We start from the raw sequence: 18,967 nt of genomic DNA on the forward strand, positions 1-18,967 counted from the left end.
CCGATGGACATCCTCGGAATCGACGCCGGCGTGGTGCTGAGCAACGCGCTCGCCCAGTTCGTCGGCCCGCAAGCAATCTTCTTCGCCCTCCTCGCGATCGGGCTGAACATCCACTTCGGCTATACCGGCCTGCTGAACTTCGGGCAGATCGGCTTCGCGCTGGTCAGCGCTTACGGAGTGGGAATCACGGTGGTGGTCTACGACCAGCCGATGTGGCTCGGCCTGCTCGTCGGCATGGGCGCATCGGTGGTCCTCGCGCTGCTGCTGGGCGTGCCGACGCTGCGACTGAGAGCGGACTACCTCGCCATCGTCACCATCGCCGCGTCCGAGATCCTACGGCTCGCCGCCCGCTCCACTGCCTCCGATGACATCACCCGCGGCACGCGCGGCATCCAGGGGCAGAACTTCGCGTTCCAGTCGATCAACCCCTACGACTCGGGGCGCGAGTACACCCTCCTTGGCGTGAAGTTCCTGGGCTCGACCCTGTGGTCGATGACCGTCGGCTGGGCCCTCATCGCTGTCCTGCTCGTGGTGGTGTGGCTGCTCGTGCGCAGCCCCTGGGGGCGCGCGCTCAAGGCCGTCCGCGAGGACGAGGACGCGGCGCGGGCGCTGGGCAAGAACGTCTTCATGTACCGCATGCAGGCGCTCGTCCTCGGTGGCTTTTTCGGCGGCCTCGCCGGCATCTTCATCGCCATGACACAGGCCCTGAACCCAGACTTCTTCTCCACCCAGCAGACGTTCTTCGCGTGGACCGCCATGATCCTCGGCGGCGCCGCGACCGTGCTCGGCCCCGTCGTGGGCGCGATGGTGTTCTGGTTCGTCTTCTCCCTCATCGACAACGTGCTCCGCCAGCTCGCCACCGGCCCCGACTCGGTGCTGCCCATCTCCGCTCAGCAGGTCGGCGCCGTGCAGATCATGCTGGTCGGCATCCTGCTCGCGGTCCTGATCATCTATCGGCCCCAGGGCATCCTCGGGCGCAAGGAGGAGGTGCAGCTCAATGCCTGATACCACCAGCGACCCGTTCGCCGGGGTGGAGCGCGTGCCCGGGAGCGGCAAGCCCGACGCGATCATCACCGCGGACCACGTCACCCGCTCCTTCGGCGGCGTGCAAGCGGTCAACGTCGACCACCTCGAGATCCAGCGCGGCACCATCACTGGACTGATCGGACCGAACGGAGCGGGCAAGACCACCCTGTTCAACCTGCTCACTGGCTTCGATCGCGCCAACAGCGGCACCTGGACCCTCGACGGCAAGCCCATCTCGTCGAAGCCTGCCTACCGGGTGGCGCGCAGCGGCATGGTGCGCACCTTCCAGCTCACCAAGGCCCTATCCCGCCTCACCGTGCTCGACAATGTTCGGCTCGGCGCGACCGGCCAGAGCGGCGAGAGCATGATCGGCGCCCTGATGCCCTGGTCCTGGCGCGCGCAGGAGGCCGAGATCACCGAGCGCGCCCACGCGATGCTCGCTCGGTTCAAGCTCGACGCGAAGGCCAGCGACATGGCCGGCTCGCTCTCCGGTGGTCAGCGCAAGCTCCTCGAGATGGCACGAGCGCTGATGACCGATCCGAAGGTCGTGATGCTTGACGAGCCCATGGCAGGGGTGAACCCCGCGCTGACACAGAGCCTCCTCGGTCACATCAAGTCCCTGCGTGACGACGGCACCACCGTGGTGTTCGTCGAGCACGACATGGACGTCATCCGCGACGTCTCGGACTGGGTCGTCGTCATGGCACAGGGCGAGATCATCGCCGAGGGACCGCCGAGCGAGCTCTCGAGCAACCCCGCGGTCGTTGACGCCTACCTCGGCAGCCATCACGACAAGCCGCTCGAGTTCGATGACCAGGGCAATCCCGTCGGCGAGACGGCCCGCATGGTCGAGGAAATGGAAGCGCAGCTCGCCCAACGGGTCCAGAGAGGCCAGAGCATCTCCGCTGCCCGGGAATCCGAAGAGGAGGCCACACGATGAGCACCGGTGCCGGAGAGCAATCCACGGAGCTGTCCCCCGCCCAGCTCGCGGCAACACCCGCCGAGCACGCCCGCCTCGCCGATGGCGCGTTGCTGCGCGCCGACGACCTCACCGCCGGCTACCTGCCCGGGGTCAACATCCTCGAAAGCTGCAACTTCTACCTGCGCGAGGGCGAGATCGTCGGCATCATCGGTCCCAACGGTGCCGGCAAGTCCACGCTGCTCAAGTCCCTGTTCGGGCTGATCCCCGTCCGTGGAGGCACAGTCACCCTGCGCGGCGCCAGCATCACTGCGGCGCAGGCCCACACGCTCGTCACCCTCGGCGTCGGCTATGTGCCCCAGACCAACAACGTCTTCCCCAGCCTGACCATCGAGGAAAACCTCCAGATGGGCATCTATTTGCGGCCGCGCCTGTTCAGCGAACGCTTCGACACCGTCTCCGAGCTGTTCCCGATGCTGAGGCAGCGCAAGAGCACCAAGGCCGGTGCGCTCTCGGGCGGCGAGCGTCAGATGGTCGCCATGGGACGGGCACTGATGATGGATCCCAGCGTCCTGCTGCTCGACGAGCCGTCGGCCGGGCTGTCCCCGATGTTCCAGGACGAGGTGTTCGTGCGCTGCAAGAAGATCAACGCCTCCGGGGTGTCGATCATCATGGTGGAGCAGAATGCCCGACGCTGCCTGCAGATCTGCGACCGCGGCTACGTCCTCGACCAAGGACGCAACGCCTACACCGATACGGGGCCGAACCTGCTGCATGATCCGAAGGTGATCGAGCTGTACCTCGGCACGCTCGCGGGCAGCAACGAGGCGCGCGGCTAGTAATTCCGCCGCACGGCGATACTGCCGCCTAGGACCACCACCGCAAACGCGATAGAAGCTGCCGAGATCCCAGGTCAGTTTCTATCGCGTTTGACGGTTTCCGGTGCTTTTGCCAAAGCTGAGGCACCCACGTGCCGAGAAACAGAAGCGGGGTGGCACTCCATAGGAGCGCCACCCCGCTATCGGGACCTGCTCGGTCAGTCGCCCACGATGACGTAGTCCTCAACAGGGAGGAGCGCGTTCGCGGGACCAAACTCCAGCACGCCGTACGAACCGACGCCGGGCTCGCCCGCGGGGGCGAACTCGAGCTCACCGGTGACGCCGTTGTAGTCGACGTCCTCGCCCGCGGCGATCAGGTCGCGGCATTCGGCGAACGAGGCGCACGCCTCGCCGCCGCTGGTGATGTCGTTGACCTCGGACGCGATGTCAGTGCCATTGGTGGATCCGGCGGCCTCGGCGGCGAGAGCCGAGATGATCACCGCGTCATAGGCCTCGGCGGAGTACTGCAGATCGGACAGGCTGAGCCCGGAAGCCTCGCCCGCTGCACGAACACGCTCCTCGAAGTCACTGCTCATCGGCGACTGCGGGGCAGTTCCGCGCATGCCCTCGAGGATGCCCGCGTCCATGCCCTCGCCGAGCGCGTTGCCCATGTTGCCATCGGTGCCGTAGACGTTCTTGTCCTGTGGCCCGATGCCGATCTCGGACATGCGGGTGATGATGCGCTTGCTCTCGTCGAAGCCAATGACCGCGATGCCGTCGGGGTCGAACTGGGCGATCTCATCGAGCTCGGCGTTGAACGACTGCGCGTTCGGGTCGTAGATGATGACCTGGATCTGATCCTCGGAGATGCCTGCTTCCTGGAGGAAGCGCTCGGTGTTGCGGCCGAGCCCGGCGCCGTAGGGATCGTTGCGGGCAAGCACGGACACGCGCTGCACGCCATCGTTGGCCATCAGCTGCACCAGCGCCTGGGCCTGCAGCACATCGGTGGGAGCAGTCCGGAAGTACAGGCCCTTGTCGGGGTAGCACACGAACTGGTCGGAGGTGTTCGCGGGAGAGAACATCACGACGCCCGCATCGACGACCTTGTCGATCACGTTGAGGGACACCCCGGAGGATGCCGCGCCAATGATCACCTGCACGCCGTCGGCGAGGAGCCGGTCGACGGTCTGGTTGGCAATGTTGGTGGTGGTGTCGCCCGAGTCGCCCTGGTTGATGGTGACCGGGTTTCCGAGCACCCCACCGGCGTCGTTGATCTCCTGCACGGCAAGCTCGGAGCCCGCGATCTCCGGGGGCCCGAGGAAAGCGAGGTCTCCGGTCTGCGGCAGCAGGCCACCGAACTTCAGCGGCTCGGTAGACGGGTTGCCCGTCGCCTCGGCCTGGGGCGGGTCGCAGTCGGTATCAGCGAGCTGCACCTCGTCGGCCGAGTCGTCGGAGCCGCCGCACGCGGTGAGCAGCAGCGAGGTGGCACCCGCGATGGCTGCGAGGCGGATCCAGTGTGGTTGCGCCATAGGGAAGTCTCCTCAAGGGTCGGGCCCGAGTTCCTGCGCTCGCACTCGCGCGAGCCAACCCCGGGCGTCCTTGTGAGGAACATAGCGGCAATTGCGACCAATCGCTCAGCCGACTCGCCGCATGTCACCGTCCCGCAATAGTGGAAACGAAGAGTTTCCACAATAATCCAGCATTCTACTTTCCAGATTTGGGCTTCATGGAAAGCGTATCGTTCACGACCTGCGCGACAACCTTCATCGTCGTGCGGCGATCCATCGCGGCCCGCTGGATCCACCGGAACGCCTCCGGCTCGGTCATGCCATGCGCCTTCATCAGCGCGCCCTTCGCCCGATCGATGAGCTTGCGCGTCTCCAGCCGATCAGTGAGCTCACCGACCTCCCGCTCCAGCGCCTTCAGCTCCGCGAACCGGCTCGTGGCCAGCTCGATCGCCGGGACCAGGTCCCCCTGCGAGAAAGGCTTCACCAAGTAGGCCATCGCGCCAGCATCCCGTGCCCGCTCCACGAGCTCGCGCTGGCTGAATGCCGTCAGGATCACGACTGGAGAGATCCGCTTTGCCGCGATCTCCGATGCCGCATCGATGCCATCGCGCACGGGCATCTTCACGTCCATGATCACCAGGTCCGGGGTGAGTTCCTCCGCGAGCTCCACCGCGCGCTGCCCGTCACCGGCCTCGCCAACGACGTCGTAGCCCTCCTCGCGGAGCATCTCGGTCAGATCGAGCCGGATCAAGGTCTCGTCCTCGGCCACCAGCACGCGCCGGACCGGCCACGCCGACCGGGCATCGTCCTCCCCCGTCGCGTCCTTCGCCTCCGACGCGATCGCACCCTCGACGTCCGATGCCCCGGCGCCCCCTGGCGCGCCAGTGACGCCGGACTGATCCTGCACCGCCTCGGAGTCCTTCATCGACACCCGTTCCCCTCACCTGCGGCCGAAGCGATTATCGACCGCGTTGTTTTGTATTCGCTCCGCAGCAAGAGCCTACCGCCGCCAGCGGGTCGCGCGCGATCACCAGCACGCTTCACCACGCCAGATCCAAGGATGTGCGTCCAGCAACCACGTTCGGGTAACATCCACTGTTGTCCGCGCACCGCTCGGCAGCGCCCGCAGGCGCCACCGATGCACGCGGCCCGCCCTCGTAGCCCAATTGGCAGAGGCAACGGATTCAAAACCCGTACAGTGTGAGTTCGAGTCTCACCGAGGGCACTTCATGCCGGGCCTGCCTTGGAATATCCCGCGCGACGCCTATCCCGCGCGACCCGGTCCTCTTGCCACTATTCCCGCCGCGGGCCCCGCTCCTGCTCCGACAGCAACGCCGCGAGAGCCGCGACCCGCTCCTCGAGCTTGCTGATGTGCTCGTCCAGAGCCGTCACCTGCGCACGCGTCGCGGCTTGCTGGGTCTCATCGTTCTCGGATACCCGGTTGACGATCACCGAAGCGATGGTGCCCGTGATGACACCGATGATGCTGATCCCGCCGAACATCAGCAGCACCGCGATGAACCGGCCCACCGTGGTCACGAGCACGATGTCGCCGTAGCCCACGGTCGTGACCGTCACGATGGACCACCACACCGCATCGCCGAAGTTCGTGATCTGCGTGCCCGCGGCGTTGCGCTCGGCATCGAGCACGGCGAGCGACGCCATGTAGATCAGCAGCGTCGCTGAAGCAGCCGCATAGATCCCGACCCGGCCATGCAGCGTGCGGCCCACCGAAGCATGGAGCTTCTGCACCACGATGACCACGCGCAGCAGGCGCAGTGGCCGCAGCATCGGCAGCGCCACGATGGCCAGTTCCAGCGGATGGGTGACGAACCATCGCAGCTTGCGCTCCGCCGCGACGAGGCGCACGAGGTAGTCGATCGCGAAGATGACCCAGACGCCCACCATGATCAGCTCGGTGGCCGCCCGCACCCCTGGTTCCGGCCGCAGCACCGAGACGCTGTAGGCGACGATGTACACGAAGGCGGCGCCCACCATCGGCCACTCAGCGGGCGGCAGCACTGATCGAGGATCCGGAATGCGGCGGGCCATCCAGGAATGGTGCCACGGCCGGGCGGAGATGGCGAAAAAGCCTGGCGTTGCCGGACTGGGCCCATTGCCGGGCGCGAGTGGTAACTTTTCCCGCTCAGGGGAGGAAAAGTTTCCACTAATGCGCGCGGCTGGCCCCGCCGAGAGCCCGCCCGGGCCAAGCGGTGCCAGGGGCCCGATGGCGGCCTAGTGGTCGTCCTCGCCGATGCGATGCACCTGGATGAGGTTGGTCGAGCCCACCGTTCCGGGCGGGGCGCCAGCGACGATCACGACACGGTCGCCGCGCTCATAGCCGCCGACCGATAGCAGCGCCTCATCGACCTGGCGGATCATCTCATCGGTGCTCTCCACGTACGGCACCGTGAACGTCTCGGTGCCCCACGTCAGCGACAACTGGTTGTGCACCGCGGGAACGGGAGTGAGGGCTACCAGCGGCAGCGAGGTGTGCAGCCGGGCGAGCCGCCGCACGGTGTCACCGGACTGCGTGAACGCCACGAGCGCCTTCGCCTCGAGCCGCTCGCCGATGTCGCGTGCCGCGTAGGAGATCACGCCCCGCTTGGTGCGTGGCACATGCGTCAGCGGTGGCACGACGGTGGATTCTGCCTCGACGGCGGTGATGATCCGCGCCATCGTGCGGACCGCCTCGAGCGCGTACTGGCCCACCGAGGTCTCGCCGGACAGCATCACGGCATCCGCTCCGTCGAGCACGGCATTGGCCACATCGGATGCCTCCGCCCGGGTGGGGCGAGCGTTGGTGATCATCGACTCGAGCATCTGCGTCGCGACGATCACGGGCTTGGCGTTCTCGCGCGCGACCTGGATCACGCGCTTCTGCACGACCGGCACCTGCTCGAGCGGCATCTCGACGCCGAGGTCGCCACGGGCGACCATGATGGCATCGAACGCCAGGACGATAGCCTCGAGGTTGGCGATCGCTTCGGGCTTCTCGAGCTTCGCGATGACCGGGACGCGGCGGCCCACCCGGTCCATGACGTCGTGGACGAGCTCGATGTCCGACGGCGACCGCACGAACGACAGCGCGATCAGGTCCACCCCGAGGTTCAGCGCGAACTCGAGGTCCTCGACGTCCTTCTCCGACATCGCGGGCACCGAGACGTTCATGCCGGGCAGCGAGATGCCCTTGTTGTTGCTGACGGGCCCGCCCTCGACGACACGGCACACTACGTCCGGCCCCTCGACGGCGGTGACCACGAGGCCGACCTTGCCGTCATCGATGAGCAGCCGGTCCCCGGCGCGCGCATCCTCGGCGAGGCCCTTGTAGGTGGTCGATACTCGATCGTGGGTGCCGGGGCAGTCCTCGACGCTGATGCGGACTTCCTCGCCGCTCGCCCAGTGGGTGGCGCCGCCGTCCTCGAAGCGTCCGAGCCGGATCTTGGGCCCCTGGAGGTCGGCAAGGATTCCCACGTTGCGGCCAGCTGCCTCGGCGGCAGCGCGGACATGCTTGTAGTTCTGCTCATGGGTGGCGTGGTCGCCATGGCTCATGTTGAGGCGCGCGACGTTCATGCCGCTGTCGATGAGCTGCTTCACCTTCTCCTCGGTGCCAGTGGCGGGCCCCAGGGTGCACACGATCTTCGCTCGACGTTTCACAGACACCAACATAGTCGCCCGGATTGGGAGTGTCTGCATCGCACGGAATGAACGGGCAAGGAATTCTCGGTCCCCGCTGCTCACGGACCAGCGCTAGCTAGCCCGGCACGAGCGGGAAGCCGGGAATGTTGCGGACGATCCCCCAGATGATCGCGAGCACCGTGATCACGATGATGGCCCGCCATGGCATTCCCGGCGCGCGGCCGCGCGAGCGCTGCCAGGCGAGCCATCCGCCGTAGCCGAGGAGCATCGGGACGAGACCAAGGAGGAACGCGTTATCATGCGCTGCGGCGACGAGATCGCCGCGGAGCAGGTCGTGGCCCATGCGCAGCGCGCCGCACCCGGGGCAGTCCAGGCCCGTCAGCAGCTTGGTCGGGCAGATCGGGTATACCGAGGAACTGTCGTGCGGGCTGAATGCCCAGAGGTACAGGCATCCCCCGCCGAGGAGCGCGGCGAGCGCGACCGCATGAACCCGGTTGCGCGGGCCTGCCCCATGGCTGCAGCCCGGGGGCCGCGGCCCAGGCCGAACCGGACCAGAGTGCTGAACCGGCCCAGTGCGGGGATCCGGCCCCGTCCCGGACTGCCGTGCCATGGGGCAACCTCGCTATCGCTCGACCAGGATCAGCGGGAGTCCCCCGCGCTATCGCCACTGCCAGGATCGCCGGAGCGCGTCTCGCCGTCCTCGTGCGCGCCCTCGTTGCTTGCTGGGGCCTCGCCCGCGTTGACCGGTGCGGCGTGCTCCTCGGGAGAGCCATCCGCTGCGCCCGCGTGCGCGCCACCGGGGAGGAGAGCCTCGGGATCCTCCCGGCCCTTGCGAGCGAGCAGCACGTAGATGATCGCGCCGGTGAACACGATGGCGGAGGTGTATGAGTTGATCCGGATGCCGAAGAACTCGTTGGCCGGGTCGGCCCGCATCAGTTCCACCCAGAACCTGCCGAAGCTGTAGCCCGCGACGTAGAGCGCGAACAACCGGCCGTGCCCGATGCGGAACTTGCGATCGATCAGCACGAGCACCACGACGAAGAAGACATTCCAGAGCAACTCGTAGAGGAACGTCGGATGCACCACGTCCACGAGCTGGCCGGTGGAGACGCCGTTGAGGTTGTCGATGCGGCCTTCCGCGTCGAGCCGGGTGTAGATCTCCAGGCCCCACGGCAAGTCAGTGCTGCGGCCGTAGAGCTCCTGGTTGAAGTAGTTGCCGAGGCGACCGATGCCCTGCGCGAGGAGGATGCCCGGCGCGACGGCATCACCGAATGCCGGAAGTGGCACCTTCTTGACCCGGCAGCCGATCCACGCGCCGAGGGCACCGAACGCGACAGCGCCCCAGATGCCGAGGCCGCCCTGCCATACCTTCAGCGCATCGATCGCGCTGGCGCCCTCGCCGAAGTACTTCTGCCAGTCCGTGAGCACGTGGTACGCCCGGCCGCCGACAAATCCGAACGGGATGGCCCACAGCGCGATGTCGAGCACGGTGCCGGGCTCCCCGCCGCGCGCCTGCCAGCGCCGATCGCCCCAGGTGATCGCGACGATGATGCCGACGATGATGAACAGCGCATAGGCGCGGAGCGCGAACGGACCGATGTACCACACGCCCTGCGGCGGGCTCGGGATGTACGCGAGCAGATCAACCGTCGTAGCGGCTGGAGAGCCCTGGTTCACAGCTTTCCCCTCGATTGGCTAGGCATGGGACGCCGCGGGGAGCACATGTCTCCCCGCGCAGGTGGACCACTTCACACGGTCGCGGAAGCGTGGGGCTCGCGTACTCCGGCGGCAAGCTCGCGGGTGAGCGCCGAAACGGCATCGATGCTGTCCTCGGCGGCGCTGACGAGCGCGGATCCCACGATGACCGCATCGGCATAGCGCGCGATCTCGGCCGCCTGGGCGCGATCGCGCACGCCGAGCCCGATCCCGATGGGGATGTCGCTGTGCTGGCGGATGCGGGCGACGAGGTCAGGGGCGGAGTGGGAGACGGCATCGCGGGCACCGGTGACGCCCATGGTCGATGCCGCGTAGACAAAGCCGCGGCACTGGTCGAGCGTCGTGGCCAGGCGCTCCTCCGTGGAGGACGGGGCGACGAGGAAGATCCGGTCGAGGCCGTGCTCGGTGGACGCGGCGATCCAGTCGTGGGCCTCGTCGGGGATCAGGTCGGGAGTGATGAGGCCGAGCCCGCCCGCTTCGGCAAGATCCCGGGCGAACGCGTCGACGCCATACTTGAGCACCGGGTTCCAGTAGGTCATGACCACGGCATTGCCGCCGAGCTCCTTGATATGGGCGACCGAGTCGAAGACGTCCCGGACCCGGAAGCCATTGCGCCGGGCGGTTCCGGCGGCGTTCTGGATGGTGGGGCCATCCATGACGGGGTCGGAGTACGGGACGCCGACCTCGATGATGTCGCAGCCTGCCTCGACGAGCGCGGCGAAAAGGTCGCGGGAGGTCGCCTTGTCGGGGTAGCCGGCAGGGAGGTATCCGACGAGGGCGGAGCGGCCCTCGGCCTTGCAGCGCGCGAAGATCGGCGCGAGGCGGGAGCCGGATGGATCGCTTGGGCTGATGGGTGCGGTCACTGCGCGCTCTCCCCTTCGGTCTCGGTGGCACTGGCCGGGGCGAGCTCGAACCATTCCGCTGCGGTGGCGACGTCCTTGTCGCCGCGTCCCGAGAGGTTCACCACGATGATCGCGTTCTCCCCGAGCTCGCGGCCGAGCACGAGGGCCCCAGCGATGGCGTGGGCCGACTCGATCGCGGGGATGATGCCCTCCGTGCGGCAGAGCAGCGCGAACGCGTCCATCGCATCGGTGTCGGTGGCCGAGCGGTACTCGGCGCGGCCGATGTCGTTGAGGTAGGAGTGCTCGGGTCCCACTCCGGGATAGTCGAGCCCAGCGGAGATCGAGTGCGATTCGATGGTCTGGCCGTCGTCGTCCTGCAGCAGGTAGGAGAACGCGCCGTGCAGCGCGCCGGGAGTGCCACCGCCGATCGTGGCCGCGTGGCGCCCGGTATCGACGCCGTCGCCGCCCGCCTCGATGCCCACTAGCCGGACATCAGGGTCGCCGATGAAGGCGTGGAACAGGCCGATGGCGTTGGAGCCGCCACCGACGCAGGCAACCGCGGCGTCGGGAAGCCGTCCCGCGAGCGCCTGGATCTGGACGCGGGCCTCGAGCCCGATGATGCGCTGGAAATCGCGCACCATCAGCGGGAAGGGGTGGGGTCCGGCCACGGTGCCGAAGCAGTAATAGGTGTCGTCAGCGTGGGCGACCCAGTCCCGCAGGGCCTCGTTGATGGCGTCCTTGAGGGTCTTCGAGCCGGTCTCGACGGCGACGACCTCCGCGCCGAGCAGTCGCATCCGTGCCACGTTGAGGGCCTGCCGGTCGGTATCGACCTTGCCCATGTAGATCACGCAATCGAGGCCGAGGAGGGCGCACGCGGTGGCGGTGGCCACGCCATGCTGCCCGGCACCGGTCTCGGCGATGACGCGGGTCTTGCCCATGCGCTGCGCGAGCAGAGCCTGCCCGAGCACGTTGTTGATCTTGTGCGAGCCGGTGTGGTTGAGATCCTCGCGCTTGAGGAAGATGCGCGCGCCGCCCGCATGCTCGCTCAGGCGCTTCGCCTCGTACAACGGGGAGGGCCGTCCGGAATAGTCGCGGTGCAGGCGATCAAGCTCGTTGAGGAAGCCATCGTCGGCGCGGGCCTTCTCGTACTCCGCGGTGGTCTCCTCGATCACGGCCATCAGCGCCTCGGGCACGTACCGGCCGCCGAATGCCCCGAAATGCCCGCCCGCGTCGGGGTCGGAGGGGCTGCGCTCGGTGAGCCCGGCGCTCGCCCGGGGCATGTGCTGCCCGCCGGGCTGCGCGGCTGCCTTGAGATCCACAGGTTCGAACGGCGTCATGCCGCCAGTCTGCCCCACTTCGCTACTTCCTGTTCCCATGTCGGTTGCCGGCCCCGTCGCGCGCCGGGTCATCCCTTGCGCGCTGGCTTCGGGCAGGAGGGGTGCGTGCCCGCGGTCACGAGATCGGAGACGGCCGCTCGCGGATCGCCACTGGTCACCAGGCCCTCCCCGACCAGTACAGCGTCGGCGCCAGCGCCCGCGTAGGCCAGCAGGTCTGCCGGGCCGCGAACGCCGGACTCCGCGATCTTGATGACGTTGCTGGGCAGGCCGGGCGCGATGCGCGCGAAGCAGTCCCGATCGACCTCGAGGGTCTTGAGGTCCCGGGCATTCACGCCGATCACGCTGGCTCCGGCCTCGAGCGCCCGGTCCGCCTCCTCCTCGGTATGCACCTCGACGAGCGCGGTCATGCCCAGGGACTCGGTGCGGTCGAGCAGGGAGACGAGCACGTCCTGCTCGAGCGCGGCAACGATGAGCAGGATGACGTCCGCGCCGTGGGCACGTGCCTCATGGACCTGGTAGGGGCCGACAATGAAATCCTTGCGCAGCACCGGGATGCGGACCGCGGCGCGGACGGCGTCGAGATCGGCAAGCGACCCCTGGAAGCGGCGCTCCTCGGTGAGGACGCTGATCACGCGGGCACCACCGAGCTCGTACTCGTGGGCGAGGACAGCGGGATCCGGGATGTTGGCAAGCGCGCCCCGCGACGGGCTCGCTCGCTTGACCTCGGCGATCACCGCGATCCCCGGCTCGCGCAGCGCCGCGGTCGCGTCGAGGGCAGCCGGAGCTTGCTTGGCCAGCTTCTTTACCGCCGCGAGGTCAAGGGCGGACTCCCTGGCAGCGACATCCGCACGCACGCCGTCGAGTATGGAGTCGAGAACGGTCATCCTGCCCCCACGTGTCCTTTCCGTCGACGAGTGCATCCGCGCGCTGCGCGGTCGATCATCATCATGACGCACCGTCATTGCTCGTTGTCGTCTAGGGCCTTGGCTCAGGGCCATCGGTGGTCGGGTCCTCGCCCGCGTCGAGCGCGTCCCAGAGCAACCGATCGCTCAATGGTATGCCTGACGCTTCCCGCGCCGAAATCGGCCCGCTCGCCAGGCCTGTCCGGGCGTTCGCCTTGCGCACTGCCGGGGTGGCGTACGCGTTGTCCAGGTTGGCCCCGGGACGCGGAGCGCGGGCGAGGAGCAGCGCCGCGGCGATGCCCAGCGCTGCCGCGGCAACAGCGACGAGTGGTGCCACGGGATTGCTCGTGATGCCGGTGGCTTCCGCCCGCGCGGGCAGCTCGGCGAGCCTGCGGACCCGATCCGCATCCAGACCGCCGAGGACCATCCGGACCGGCTCGACGAGCGCGAGAGCGGACAACACGCCGATCGCGAGAGCCAGGAGTGGCTGCGCCCGGCCCCGGGCCACGAGAGCGACCAGCAGTGCCGCCCCGATGGCAAGGGCGAGAGGGGCGAGGCCGGCCGCCCAATCGGCGCCCACGATCGTGGCGCTATACGGCGGCCGCAGGCCATCGAGCACGGTGTAGGAGACCCAGCGCAGTCGCGATGACCCCCAGAGCAGCACCGCGGCGAGCAGCGCGAGGACCAGCGCGCGCCTCCGGAGCTGCCCGCTCGGCCTCGCGGTCATGATGACGCAGGAATATCGGACGCAGGATCTGCGGAGGCAGGTGCGGTCATGGGCTCGATGGTGCCTGCCGCGGCGACTGCTTTCAACACCGCCATCGCCTTGCTTCGCGACTCATTGTCCTCGTACTCGGGCTCCGAGTCGGCAACGATGCCCCCACCCGCTTGCACATAGGCCTTGCCGTCCTTGAGCAGCGCGGTGCGGATCGCGATGGCGGTATCAGCATTGCCCGTGAAGTCGAGGTAGCCGACGATGCCGCCGTAGAGGCCGCGGCGTGTGAGCTCGAGCTCGTCGATGATCTCCATGGCGCGGACCTTCGGCGCGCCCGACAGCGTGCCGGCCGGGAAGCAGGCCGTGATCGCGTCGAGCGCGGTCCGCCCCTCGGTGAGCTGGCCGGTCACCGTCGACACCATGTGCATCACGTGGCTGTATCGCTCGATGTGGCGGTAGTCGGACACCTTGACGGTGCCGGGCCTGCACACCCGGCCGAGGTCGTTGCGGCCAAGGTCGACGAGCATGAGGTGCTCGGCGTTCTCCTTCTCGTCGGCGAGCAAGTCCTTCTCCAGGAGGATGTCGTCCTCGTCGCTGGCGCCGCGCCAGCGCGTCCCGGCGATGGGATGAGTGGTCGCGACGCCCTCCTGGACGGTCACGAGGGCCTCGGGGCTCGAGCCCACGATGGTGAACGCGGTCTCGTCGGGCAGTCCGTCGCCCTGCGCGCTCGCACCCGGATCGGCGGGCACGCGCATCAAGTACATGTAGGGGCTCGGATTGGAGGCTCGCAGCATGCGGTAGACGTCGAGCCCGTCGGCGTCGGTGTCCATCTCGAAGCGCTGGGATAGCACTACCTGGAATGCCTCGCCCTCCTCGATCTCGTGGACGACCTGGGTCACTGCCGCGCCGAACTCCTCGCTGGTGCGCTGCCGCACGAAGCCGGGCTCGGGCCGGCTGAAGGTGGAGACCGTGGAGGCAGCGGGCGCGCCGAGGGCGGCGGTCATCGCGTCGAGCCTGGCGACCGCTGCGTCATAGGCCTCGTCCGCGCGCTCGGCGGTGCCGTCCCAGTTGACGGCGTTGGCGATCAGGGTGATGCTGCCCTCGTGGTGGTCGAAGGCAGCGAAGTCCGTAGCGAGCAGCATGACCATCTCGGGGACGTGCAGGTCATCGGTGGTGTGCTCGGGCAGCTTCTCCAGGCGGCGCACGATGTCATAGCCCAGGTAGCCAACGAGTCCCCCGGTGAGCGGTGGCATGCCGTCGATGTGCTCGCTCTCGAGCAGGGCGAGGGTGTCGCGCAGCGCGGCGATGGGGTCGCCACCGGAGGGAGCACCCTGTGGTGCACCGCCGATCCAGACCGCGTCGCCATCGCGCACCGTTAGGGCGCAGGTGCTCGCGGCGCCGATGAACGACCACCTCGACCAAGATCGGCCATTCTCGGCGGACTCGAGCAGGAACGTTCCGGCCCGGTTGCCGGAGAGCTTCCGGTAGGCGGAGACGGGGGTCTCGGCGTCAGCGAGGACCTTCCGGGTCACGGGCACGACCCTGTGCTCGGCCGCCAGGTGGTGGAACTGTTCCCGCGTGGTCGTCGAATCGTGCATGCCCCCATCCTTGCAGCACCGGCCGCGCGCGTCACAACCGGTGGAGCCGCAGGGCTGCCGCAGGGCTCAGGAGAGCTGGATCGAGCGCTTGGCCAGCCCCATCCAGTATCCGTCGATGACCTGCTCGGGGCTCTGCTCGGGGTCGCTGGATGCCCCGAGCGCGACGAACAGGGGCGCGAAGTGCTCGGTGCTGGGGTGCGCGTAGGGCATGCCGGGCGCGGAGCGGCGGAAATCGAGCAGGGTGTCGAGATCGCCGCGGGCGAGCGTCTCGGCGGTCCAGTGGTCGAACTCGCTGGACCATCCGGGCGGGGTGGCGCCCGCGGTGGGATCGGTGAGGTAGGGCAGCCCATGGGTGGTGAAGCCGGAGCCGATGATGAGCACACCCTGCTCGCGCAGGGGGCGCAGCCGCTCACCAAGGGAGAGCAACGCGTGTGGCTCGAGGGTGGGCAGCGAGATCTGCAGCACCGGGATATCGGCCTCGGGGTACATGACCGTGAGCGGCACGTAGGCGCCGTGGTCGAGCCCGCGGTGGGGCTGGCGGACCACTTCGTGCTCGTCGGGCGCGAGCGATTCGAGGAGGTCGGCGAGGCCGGGGGCGCCCGGAGCCGGGTAGGTCACGTCGTAGAAGCGCTGCGGAAAGCCCCAGAAGTCATAGACGAGGGGCGCGGCATCGGCGGTGGCACCGATGGTGAGCGGCGCCGATTCCCAGTGAGCGGAGACGATGAGGATGCTAGTGGGCCGTGGCAGGGCGCGCGCCCATCGCTTGAGCTGGCTGACCCACCGGGCATCGTCGACCAGTGGTGGCGCTCCGTGGCTGAGGAACAGTACGGGCATCGCGGCCATCGGACCTCCTAGATAGTTGCTTGCGCAATTATTGCGCTAGGCAACCCAGCAAGTCCAGCGACTATTCCTCGGATCACACCCAGCCCGATCAGATGGCCCCGGGTCACGGGCTCTAGCCCAGCGGCACGCCACCGACGCCCCAGCTCGCGCGCGGCACATCGGTCATCACGACCCACACCGCGCTCTCGTTCTTGCCCGTCGCGGAGCAATACGCCTGCGTCACCGCCTCGATGGCGGCACGCTTCTGCTCATCGGTCAGGCCGGGGGTCTGCGAGATCTGGATCAAAGGCATGGGATCAGTGTGCCCCACGAGAGGCCTGGCTTCCCGAATGGGCCTGCTTGAACGACTAGGCCTGCTCGGGCGGCAGCAGCACCCGATCATCGCCCGTGAAGCAGGTGTGCACGCCGGTGTGGCAGGCCGGCCCCACCTGATCGACCACGAGCAGCACGGTATCGCCATCGCAGTCGATGCGTACCTCGTGCACATGCTGGGTGTGCCCCGAGGTCTCCCCCTTCACCCAGTACTCGCCACGGCTCCGGGAGAAATACGTGCCCTTCCGTGTGGCGAGGGTATGGGCGAGCGCGTGATCGTCCATCCACGCCAGCATCAGCACGTCACCAGTACCACGTTCCTGCGCCACCGCGGCCACAAGCCCGTCGTCGTTGCGCTTGAGCCGCGCCGCGATCGCCGGGTCCAGCCGTGCCGCCGCGATCTCGTTGCTGCTCATCGCACGACGATCCCTTCCGCGCGCATCGCGTCCTTGACGTCGCCAATCGTCATCTCGCCGAAATGGAAGACGCTCGCCGCCAGCACCGCGTCCGCGCCAGCCTGCACCGCGGGCGGGAAATGCCGCGCCGTGCCCGCGCCGCCCGACGCGATCACAGGGATAGCCACCGCCGCACGCACCGCCCGGATCATCGGCAGGTCGAATCCAGCCTTCGTGCCGTCGGCATCCATCGAATTGAGCAGGATCTCCCCCACCCCGAGCTCCGCGCCGCGCACCGCCCACTCGACCGCATCGATGCCGGTGCCCTGCTTGCCGCCGTGCGTGGTGACCTCCCATCCAGACGGGGTGTCATCCTGGCCATCCGGCACCGTCCGGGCATCGACCGACAGCACGATGCACTGCGAGCCGAACCTGGTGGACAGCTCGCGCAGCAGCTCCGGGCGACGGATCGCCGCGGTATTCACGCTGACCTTGTCCGCCCCGGCGCGCAGGAGCTGGTTGACATCCTCCACCGAGCGGACGCCGCCACCCACGGTCAGAGGGATGAAGACCTGCTCGGCGGTGCGCCGCACCACCTCGATCATCGTGCCGCGATCACCGGTGGAGGCGGTGACGTCAAGGAACGTCAGCTCATCGGCGCCCTGCGCGTCATAGGCAGCAGCAAGCTCCACGGGGTCACCGGCATCACGCAGGTTCTGGAACTTCACGCCCTTGACGACGCGACCATTGTCGACATCCAGGCATGGAATGACACGCACTGCCAGGCTCATCCGCTCTCCTTCACCACACTCATCGTCCGCGACGCCTCGCGGCCTTTCACTGCCTGGGCACGGATGCCGCGAGGCGGACAAGCTCCTCGTGCGCACCGGGCGCGGCCGCGAGCACCGACCGCGAGCGCACCGTCCAGGGCTCGCCCGCCAGATCCGTCACGATTCCTCCGGCCGCCCGGACCAGCGCCACTCCCGCCGCGTGGTCCCATACATGATGCCCGAAGCTGATGGTCGCGCCCAGCGTGCCCGCCGCGGTGTAGGCAAGGTCGACCCCCGTGGCTCCGAGCATGCGCACCCGCGAGCTGCGGCGACTGATCTCACCGATCAGGTCCAGCCGGTAGCGGCCGGACAGCCCCTGGGTGCTATCGAGATTGAACGAGCCGACGGCCACCATGCTGTGATGCAGCGAGCGTGGCTCGAGCCGGGGCTGGGGCTCGCCGTTGCGCATCAGCTCCCCGCCCACGACCGCCCAGATCCGCTCCTCGAGGTGCGGAAGCCAGGTCAGGCCGATCACGGGCTGGCCCTCGTCGAGCAGCGACAGCAGCATCCCCGCGTACGGCAGGCCCAGCGAATAGTTCATCGTGCCGTCGATGGGGTCGAGCACCCACACGGGCCCCCCGCTCAGGCTGTCCCCGCCGAACTCCTCGCCGTGCGTGCCGATGCCGGTCCGGCGCTCGAGCTCCGCGGCGACAAACCGCTCGAGCTCGAGATCGATCTCCGTGGCGAAATCGCGATCCCCCTTCGACACGGCACTCGGCGCGCCGTGCCCGTCCAGGAACCGCGGCCACGCCTCGTCGAGGACCCGGCACGCCTCGACCGCGAGGCGATCGAGCGTCGAGGTATCCAGCGAGGCCATGAGGGAGCGCGCTACCGGGAAACGGCGCGCAGCGCCTCGGGCAGCGTGAATCGTCCCGCGTACAGCGCCTTGCCCACGATGGATCCCTCCACACCGGTCTCGACGAGCGTCGCGATGGCCTCGAGGTCCGCGATCGTCGACACGCCACCGGAAGCGATCACCGGGGCGTCGGTAGCCGCGCACACCTGGCGCAGCAGATCGAGGTTCGGGCCAGTGAGCGTCCCGTCCTTGGTCACGTCAGTGACGACGTAGCGGCTGCATCCATCGCGATCGAGCCGCTCGAGCACCTCCCACAGGTCACCGCCATCGCTGACCCAGCCGCGGCCGCGCAAACGCCACTGGCCCTCGATGAGCTTGACGTCCAGGCCGACCGCGATGCGCTCGCCATGCTCGGCGATCGCGCGGGCGCACCACTCGGGATCCTCGATCGCCGCGGTGCCGAGGTTGACCCGGGCGCACCCCGTCGCGAGAGCGGCAGCAAGCGACTCGTCGTCGCGGATGCCACCGGAGAGCTCCACCTTCACGTCGAGCTCGCCCACCACTTCGGCGAGCAGCTCGCGGTTGGAGCCCCGGCCGAACGCCGCGTCCAGATCCACCAGGTGCACCCACTCGGCACCATCGTTCTGCCACTGCAGCGCGGCATCGCGGGGAGAGCCATAGCCAGTCTCGCTCCCCGCCTCTCCCTGCACGAGCCGGACAGCCTGACCATCCGCGACATCCACCGCGGGCAACAACACAAGACTCACGGGC

At 68.4% G+C, this 18,967-nt stretch carries 20 protein-coding genes and 1 tRNA gene; 4 read left to right on the forward strand and 17 right to left on the reverse strand.

All coding sequences use genetic code 11. The features are described from left to right. The first annotated feature begins 3 nt into the window (after positions 1-3). The 3 genes from QC765_RS04200 to QC765_RS04210 are packed head-to-tail and all read left to right on the forward strand — an operon-like array spanning position 4 to position 2,784. Positions 4-1,005: a branched-chain amino acid ABC transporter permease gene (locus tag QC765_RS04200; protein ID WP_278313181.1), complete on the forward strand. Its 1,002-nt coding sequence runs from the start codon at positions 4-6 to the stop codon at positions 1,003-1,005. Continuing rightward, positions 998-1,966, forward strand: a complete 969-nt coding sequence (locus QC765_RS04205) for an ABC transporter ATP-binding protein (RefSeq protein WP_278313182.1) — start codon at positions 998-1,000, stop codon at positions 1,964-1,966. The genes QC765_RS04200 and QC765_RS04205 overlap by 8 nt, the downstream gene beginning before the upstream one ends. After that, positions 1,963-2,784 (forward strand): ABC transporter ATP-binding protein, encoded by an 822-nt coding sequence (locus QC765_RS04210; RefSeq protein WP_278313183.1) that lies wholly within the window; start codon positions 1,963-1,965, stop codon positions 2,782-2,784. The genes QC765_RS04205 and QC765_RS04210 overlap by 4 nt, the downstream gene beginning before the upstream one ends. A 197-nt stretch (positions 2,785-2,981) precedes the next feature. Here the strand turns inward: QC765_RS04210 and QC765_RS04215 are convergent, their stop codons facing one another. Both QC765_RS04215 and QC765_RS04220 read right to left on the reverse strand, forming a co-directional pair. Next, positions 2,982-4,292, reverse strand: coding sequence for an ABC transporter substrate-binding protein (locus QC765_RS04215; protein ID WP_278313184.1), 1,311 nt, complete (start codon positions 4,290-4,292; stop codon positions 2,982-2,984). Between the two features lie 175 nt (positions 4,293-4,467). Further along, entirely contained in the window at positions 4,468-5,196 is a 729-nt protein-coding gene (locus tag QC765_RS04220; RefSeq protein ID WP_278313185.1) for an ANTAR domain-containing response regulator, read from the reverse strand. Between the two features lie 226 nt (positions 5,197-5,422). Between QC765_RS04220 and QC765_RS04225 the strand changes: the two genes are divergently transcribed. After that, positions 5,423-5,496 (forward strand) — tRNA-Leu (locus tag QC765_RS04225). A gap of 68 nt (positions 5,497-5,564) precedes the next feature. On the opposite strand, the gene QC765_RS04230 is transcribed toward QC765_RS04225, so the two are convergent. The 15 genes from QC765_RS04230 to priA all read right to left on the reverse strand — a co-directional run bounded on the left by QC765_RS04230 (position 5,565) and on the right by priA (position 18,963). Beyond that, complete coding sequence (locus QC765_RS04230) at positions 5,565-6,323, reverse strand: potassium channel family protein (protein ID WP_278313186.1); 759 nt, start codon at positions 6,321-6,323, stop codon at positions 5,565-5,567. 183 nt (positions 6,324-6,506) lie between these two features. Further along, positions 6,507-7,928, reverse strand: coding sequence for a pyruvate kinase (pyk, locus tag QC765_RS04235; protein ID WP_278313187.1), 1,422 nt, complete (start codon positions 7,926-7,928; stop codon positions 6,507-6,509). Between the two features lie 97 nt (positions 7,929-8,025). After that, the gene (locus tag QC765_RS04240) at positions 8,026-8,520 is read right to left on the reverse strand and encodes a DUF2752 domain-containing protein (RefSeq protein WP_278313188.1); all 495 of its coding nucleotides are present in this window, start codon (positions 8,518-8,520) and stop codon (positions 8,026-8,028) included. Positions 8,521-8,549: 29 nt separating this feature from the next. Further along, positions 8,550-9,587, reverse strand: coding sequence for a prolipoprotein diacylglyceryl transferase (gene lgt / locus QC765_RS04245; protein WP_278313189.1), 1,038 nt, complete (start codon positions 9,585-9,587; stop codon positions 8,550-8,552). 71 nt (positions 9,588-9,658) lie between these two features. Beyond that, complete coding sequence (gene trpA, locus QC765_RS04250) at positions 9,659-10,489, reverse strand: tryptophan synthase subunit alpha (RefSeq protein WP_278313190.1); 831 nt, start codon at positions 10,487-10,489, stop codon at positions 9,659-9,661. Further along, complete coding sequence (gene trpB / locus QC765_RS04255) at positions 10,486-11,805, reverse strand: tryptophan synthase subunit beta (protein ID WP_507762901.1); 1,320 nt, start codon at positions 11,803-11,805, stop codon at positions 10,486-10,488. The genes trpA and trpB overlap by 4 nt, the downstream gene beginning before the upstream one ends. A gap of 68 nt (positions 11,806-11,873) precedes the next feature. Further along, positions 11,874-12,689, reverse strand: coding sequence for an indole-3-glycerol phosphate synthase TrpC (gene trpC, locus QC765_RS04260; protein ID WP_278313191.1), 816 nt, complete (start codon positions 12,687-12,689; stop codon positions 11,874-11,876). Positions 12,690-12,780: 91 nt separating this feature from the next. Next, positions 12,781-13,434: a TIGR02234 family membrane protein gene (locus tag QC765_RS04265; RefSeq protein ID WP_278313192.1), complete on the reverse strand. Its 654-nt coding sequence runs from the start codon at positions 13,432-13,434 to the stop codon at positions 12,781-12,783. After that, positions 13,431-15,020 carry an anthranilate synthase component I gene (locus QC765_RS04270; RefSeq protein ID WP_278313193.1) on the reverse strand — a complete coding sequence of 530 codons (1,590 nt, stop codon included), beginning with the start codon at positions 15,018-15,020 and terminating at the stop codon, positions 13,431-13,433. Before QC765_RS04270 ends, QC765_RS04265 begins: the two co-directional genes overlap by 4 nt. A gap of 66 nt (positions 15,021-15,086) precedes the next feature. After that, positions 15,087-15,854 carry a dioxygenase family protein gene (locus QC765_RS04275; RefSeq protein ID WP_278313383.1) on the reverse strand — a complete coding sequence of 256 codons (768 nt, stop codon included), beginning with the start codon at positions 15,852-15,854 and terminating at the stop codon, positions 15,087-15,089. A gap of 121 nt (positions 15,855-15,975) precedes the next feature. Next, entirely contained in the window at positions 15,976-16,155 is a 180-nt protein-coding gene (locus QC765_RS04280) for a tautomerase family protein (RefSeq protein WP_278313194.1), read from the reverse strand. Positions 16,156-16,210: 55 nt separating this feature from the next. After that, the gene (gene hisI, locus QC765_RS04285; RefSeq protein WP_278313195.1) at positions 16,211-16,591 is read right to left on the reverse strand and encodes a phosphoribosyl-AMP cyclohydrolase; all 381 of its coding nucleotides are present in this window, start codon (positions 16,589-16,591) and stop codon (positions 16,211-16,213) included. Beyond that, the gene (hisF, locus tag QC765_RS04290; RefSeq protein WP_278313196.1) at positions 16,588-17,361 is read right to left on the reverse strand and encodes an imidazole glycerol phosphate synthase subunit HisF; all 774 of its coding nucleotides are present in this window, start codon (positions 17,359-17,361) and stop codon (positions 16,588-16,590) included. The genes hisI and hisF overlap by 4 nt, the downstream gene beginning before the upstream one ends. 46 nt (positions 17,362-17,407) lie before the next feature. Beyond that, positions 17,408-18,217 carry an inositol monophosphatase family protein gene (locus QC765_RS04295; protein ID WP_278313197.1) on the reverse strand — a complete coding sequence of 270 codons (810 nt, stop codon included), beginning with the start codon at positions 18,215-18,217 and terminating at the stop codon, positions 17,408-17,410. Positions 18,218-18,228: 11 nt separating this feature from the next. Continuing rightward, a complete protein-coding gene (gene priA, locus QC765_RS04300) occupies positions 18,229-18,963 on the reverse strand; it encodes a bifunctional 1-(5-phosphoribosyl)-5-((5-phosphoribosylamino)methylideneamino)imidazole-4-carboxamide isomerase/phosphoribosylanthranilate isomerase PriA (RefSeq protein WP_278313198.1) in 735 nt (244 codons plus the stop codon). Positions 18,964-18,967: the final 4 nt, after the last annotated feature.

Origin of the sequence: Hoyosella levis, from assembly GCF_026008515.1 — a bacterium.
Taxonomy (GTDB): Bacteria; Actinomycetota; Actinomycetes; order Mycobacteriales; family Mycobacteriaceae; genus Lolliginicoccus; species Lolliginicoccus levis.

Coding starts and splice junctions, on each gene's coding strand:
- QC765_RS04280 (WP_278313194.1), bottom strand. CDS start 16,155: ATGCCTTTGATCCAGATCTCGCAGACCCCCGGCCTGACCGATGAGCAG.
- QC765_RS04210 (WP_278313183.1), top strand. CDS start 1,963: ATGAGCACCGGTGCCGGAGAGCAATCCACGGAGCTGTCCCCCGCCCAG.
- QC765_RS04205 (WP_278313182.1), top strand. CDS start 998: ATGCCTGATACCACCAGCGACCCGTTCGCCGGGGTGGAGCGCGTGCCC.
- QC765_RS04220 (WP_278313185.1), bottom strand. CDS start 5,196: ATGAAGGACTCCGAGGCGGTGCAGGATCAGTCCGGCGTCACTGGCGCG.
- QC765_RS04200 (WP_278313181.1), top strand. CDS start 4: ATGGACATCCTCGGAATCGACGCCGGCGTGGTGCTGAGCAACGCGCTC.
- QC765_RS04215 (WP_278313184.1), bottom strand. CDS start 4,292: ATGGCGCAACCACACTGGATCCGCCTCGCAGCCATCGCGGGTGCCACC.
- QC765_RS04295 (WP_278313197.1), bottom strand. CDS start 18,217: ATGGCCTCGCTGGATACCTCGACGCTCGATCGCCTCGCGGTCGAGGCG.
- QC765_RS04230 (WP_278313186.1), bottom strand. CDS start 6,323: ATGGCCCGCCGCATTCCGGATCCTCGATCAGTGCTGCCGCCCGCTGAG.
- QC765_RS04265 (WP_278313192.1), bottom strand. CDS start 13,434: ATGACCGCGAGGCCGAGCGGGCAGCTCCGGAGGCGCGCGCTGGTCCTC.
- hisI (WP_278313195.1), bottom strand. CDS start 16,591: ATGAGCAGCAACGAGATCGCGGCGGCACGGCTGGACCCGGCGATCGCG.
- trpC (WP_278313191.1), bottom strand. CDS start 12,689: ATGACCGTTCTCGACTCCATACTCGACGGCGTGCGTGCGGATGTCGCT.
- QC765_RS04240 (WP_278313188.1), bottom strand. CDS start 8,520: ATGGCACGGCAGTCCGGGACGGGGCCGGATCCCCGCACTGGGCCGGTT.
- trpB (WP_507762901.1), bottom strand. CDS start 11,805: ATGACGCCGTTCGAACCTGTGGATCTCAAGGCAGCCGCGCAGCCCGGC.
- QC765_RS04270 (WP_278313193.1), bottom strand. CDS start 15,020: ATGCACGATTCGACGACCACGCGGGAACAGTTCCACCACCTGGCGGCC.
- hisF (WP_278313196.1), bottom strand. CDS start 17,361: ATGAGCCTGGCAGTGCGTGTCATTCCATGCCTGGATGTCGACAATGGT.
- QC765_RS04275 (WP_278313383.1), bottom strand. CDS start 15,854: ATGCCCGTACTGTTCCTCAGCCACGGAGCGCCACCACTGGTCGACGAT.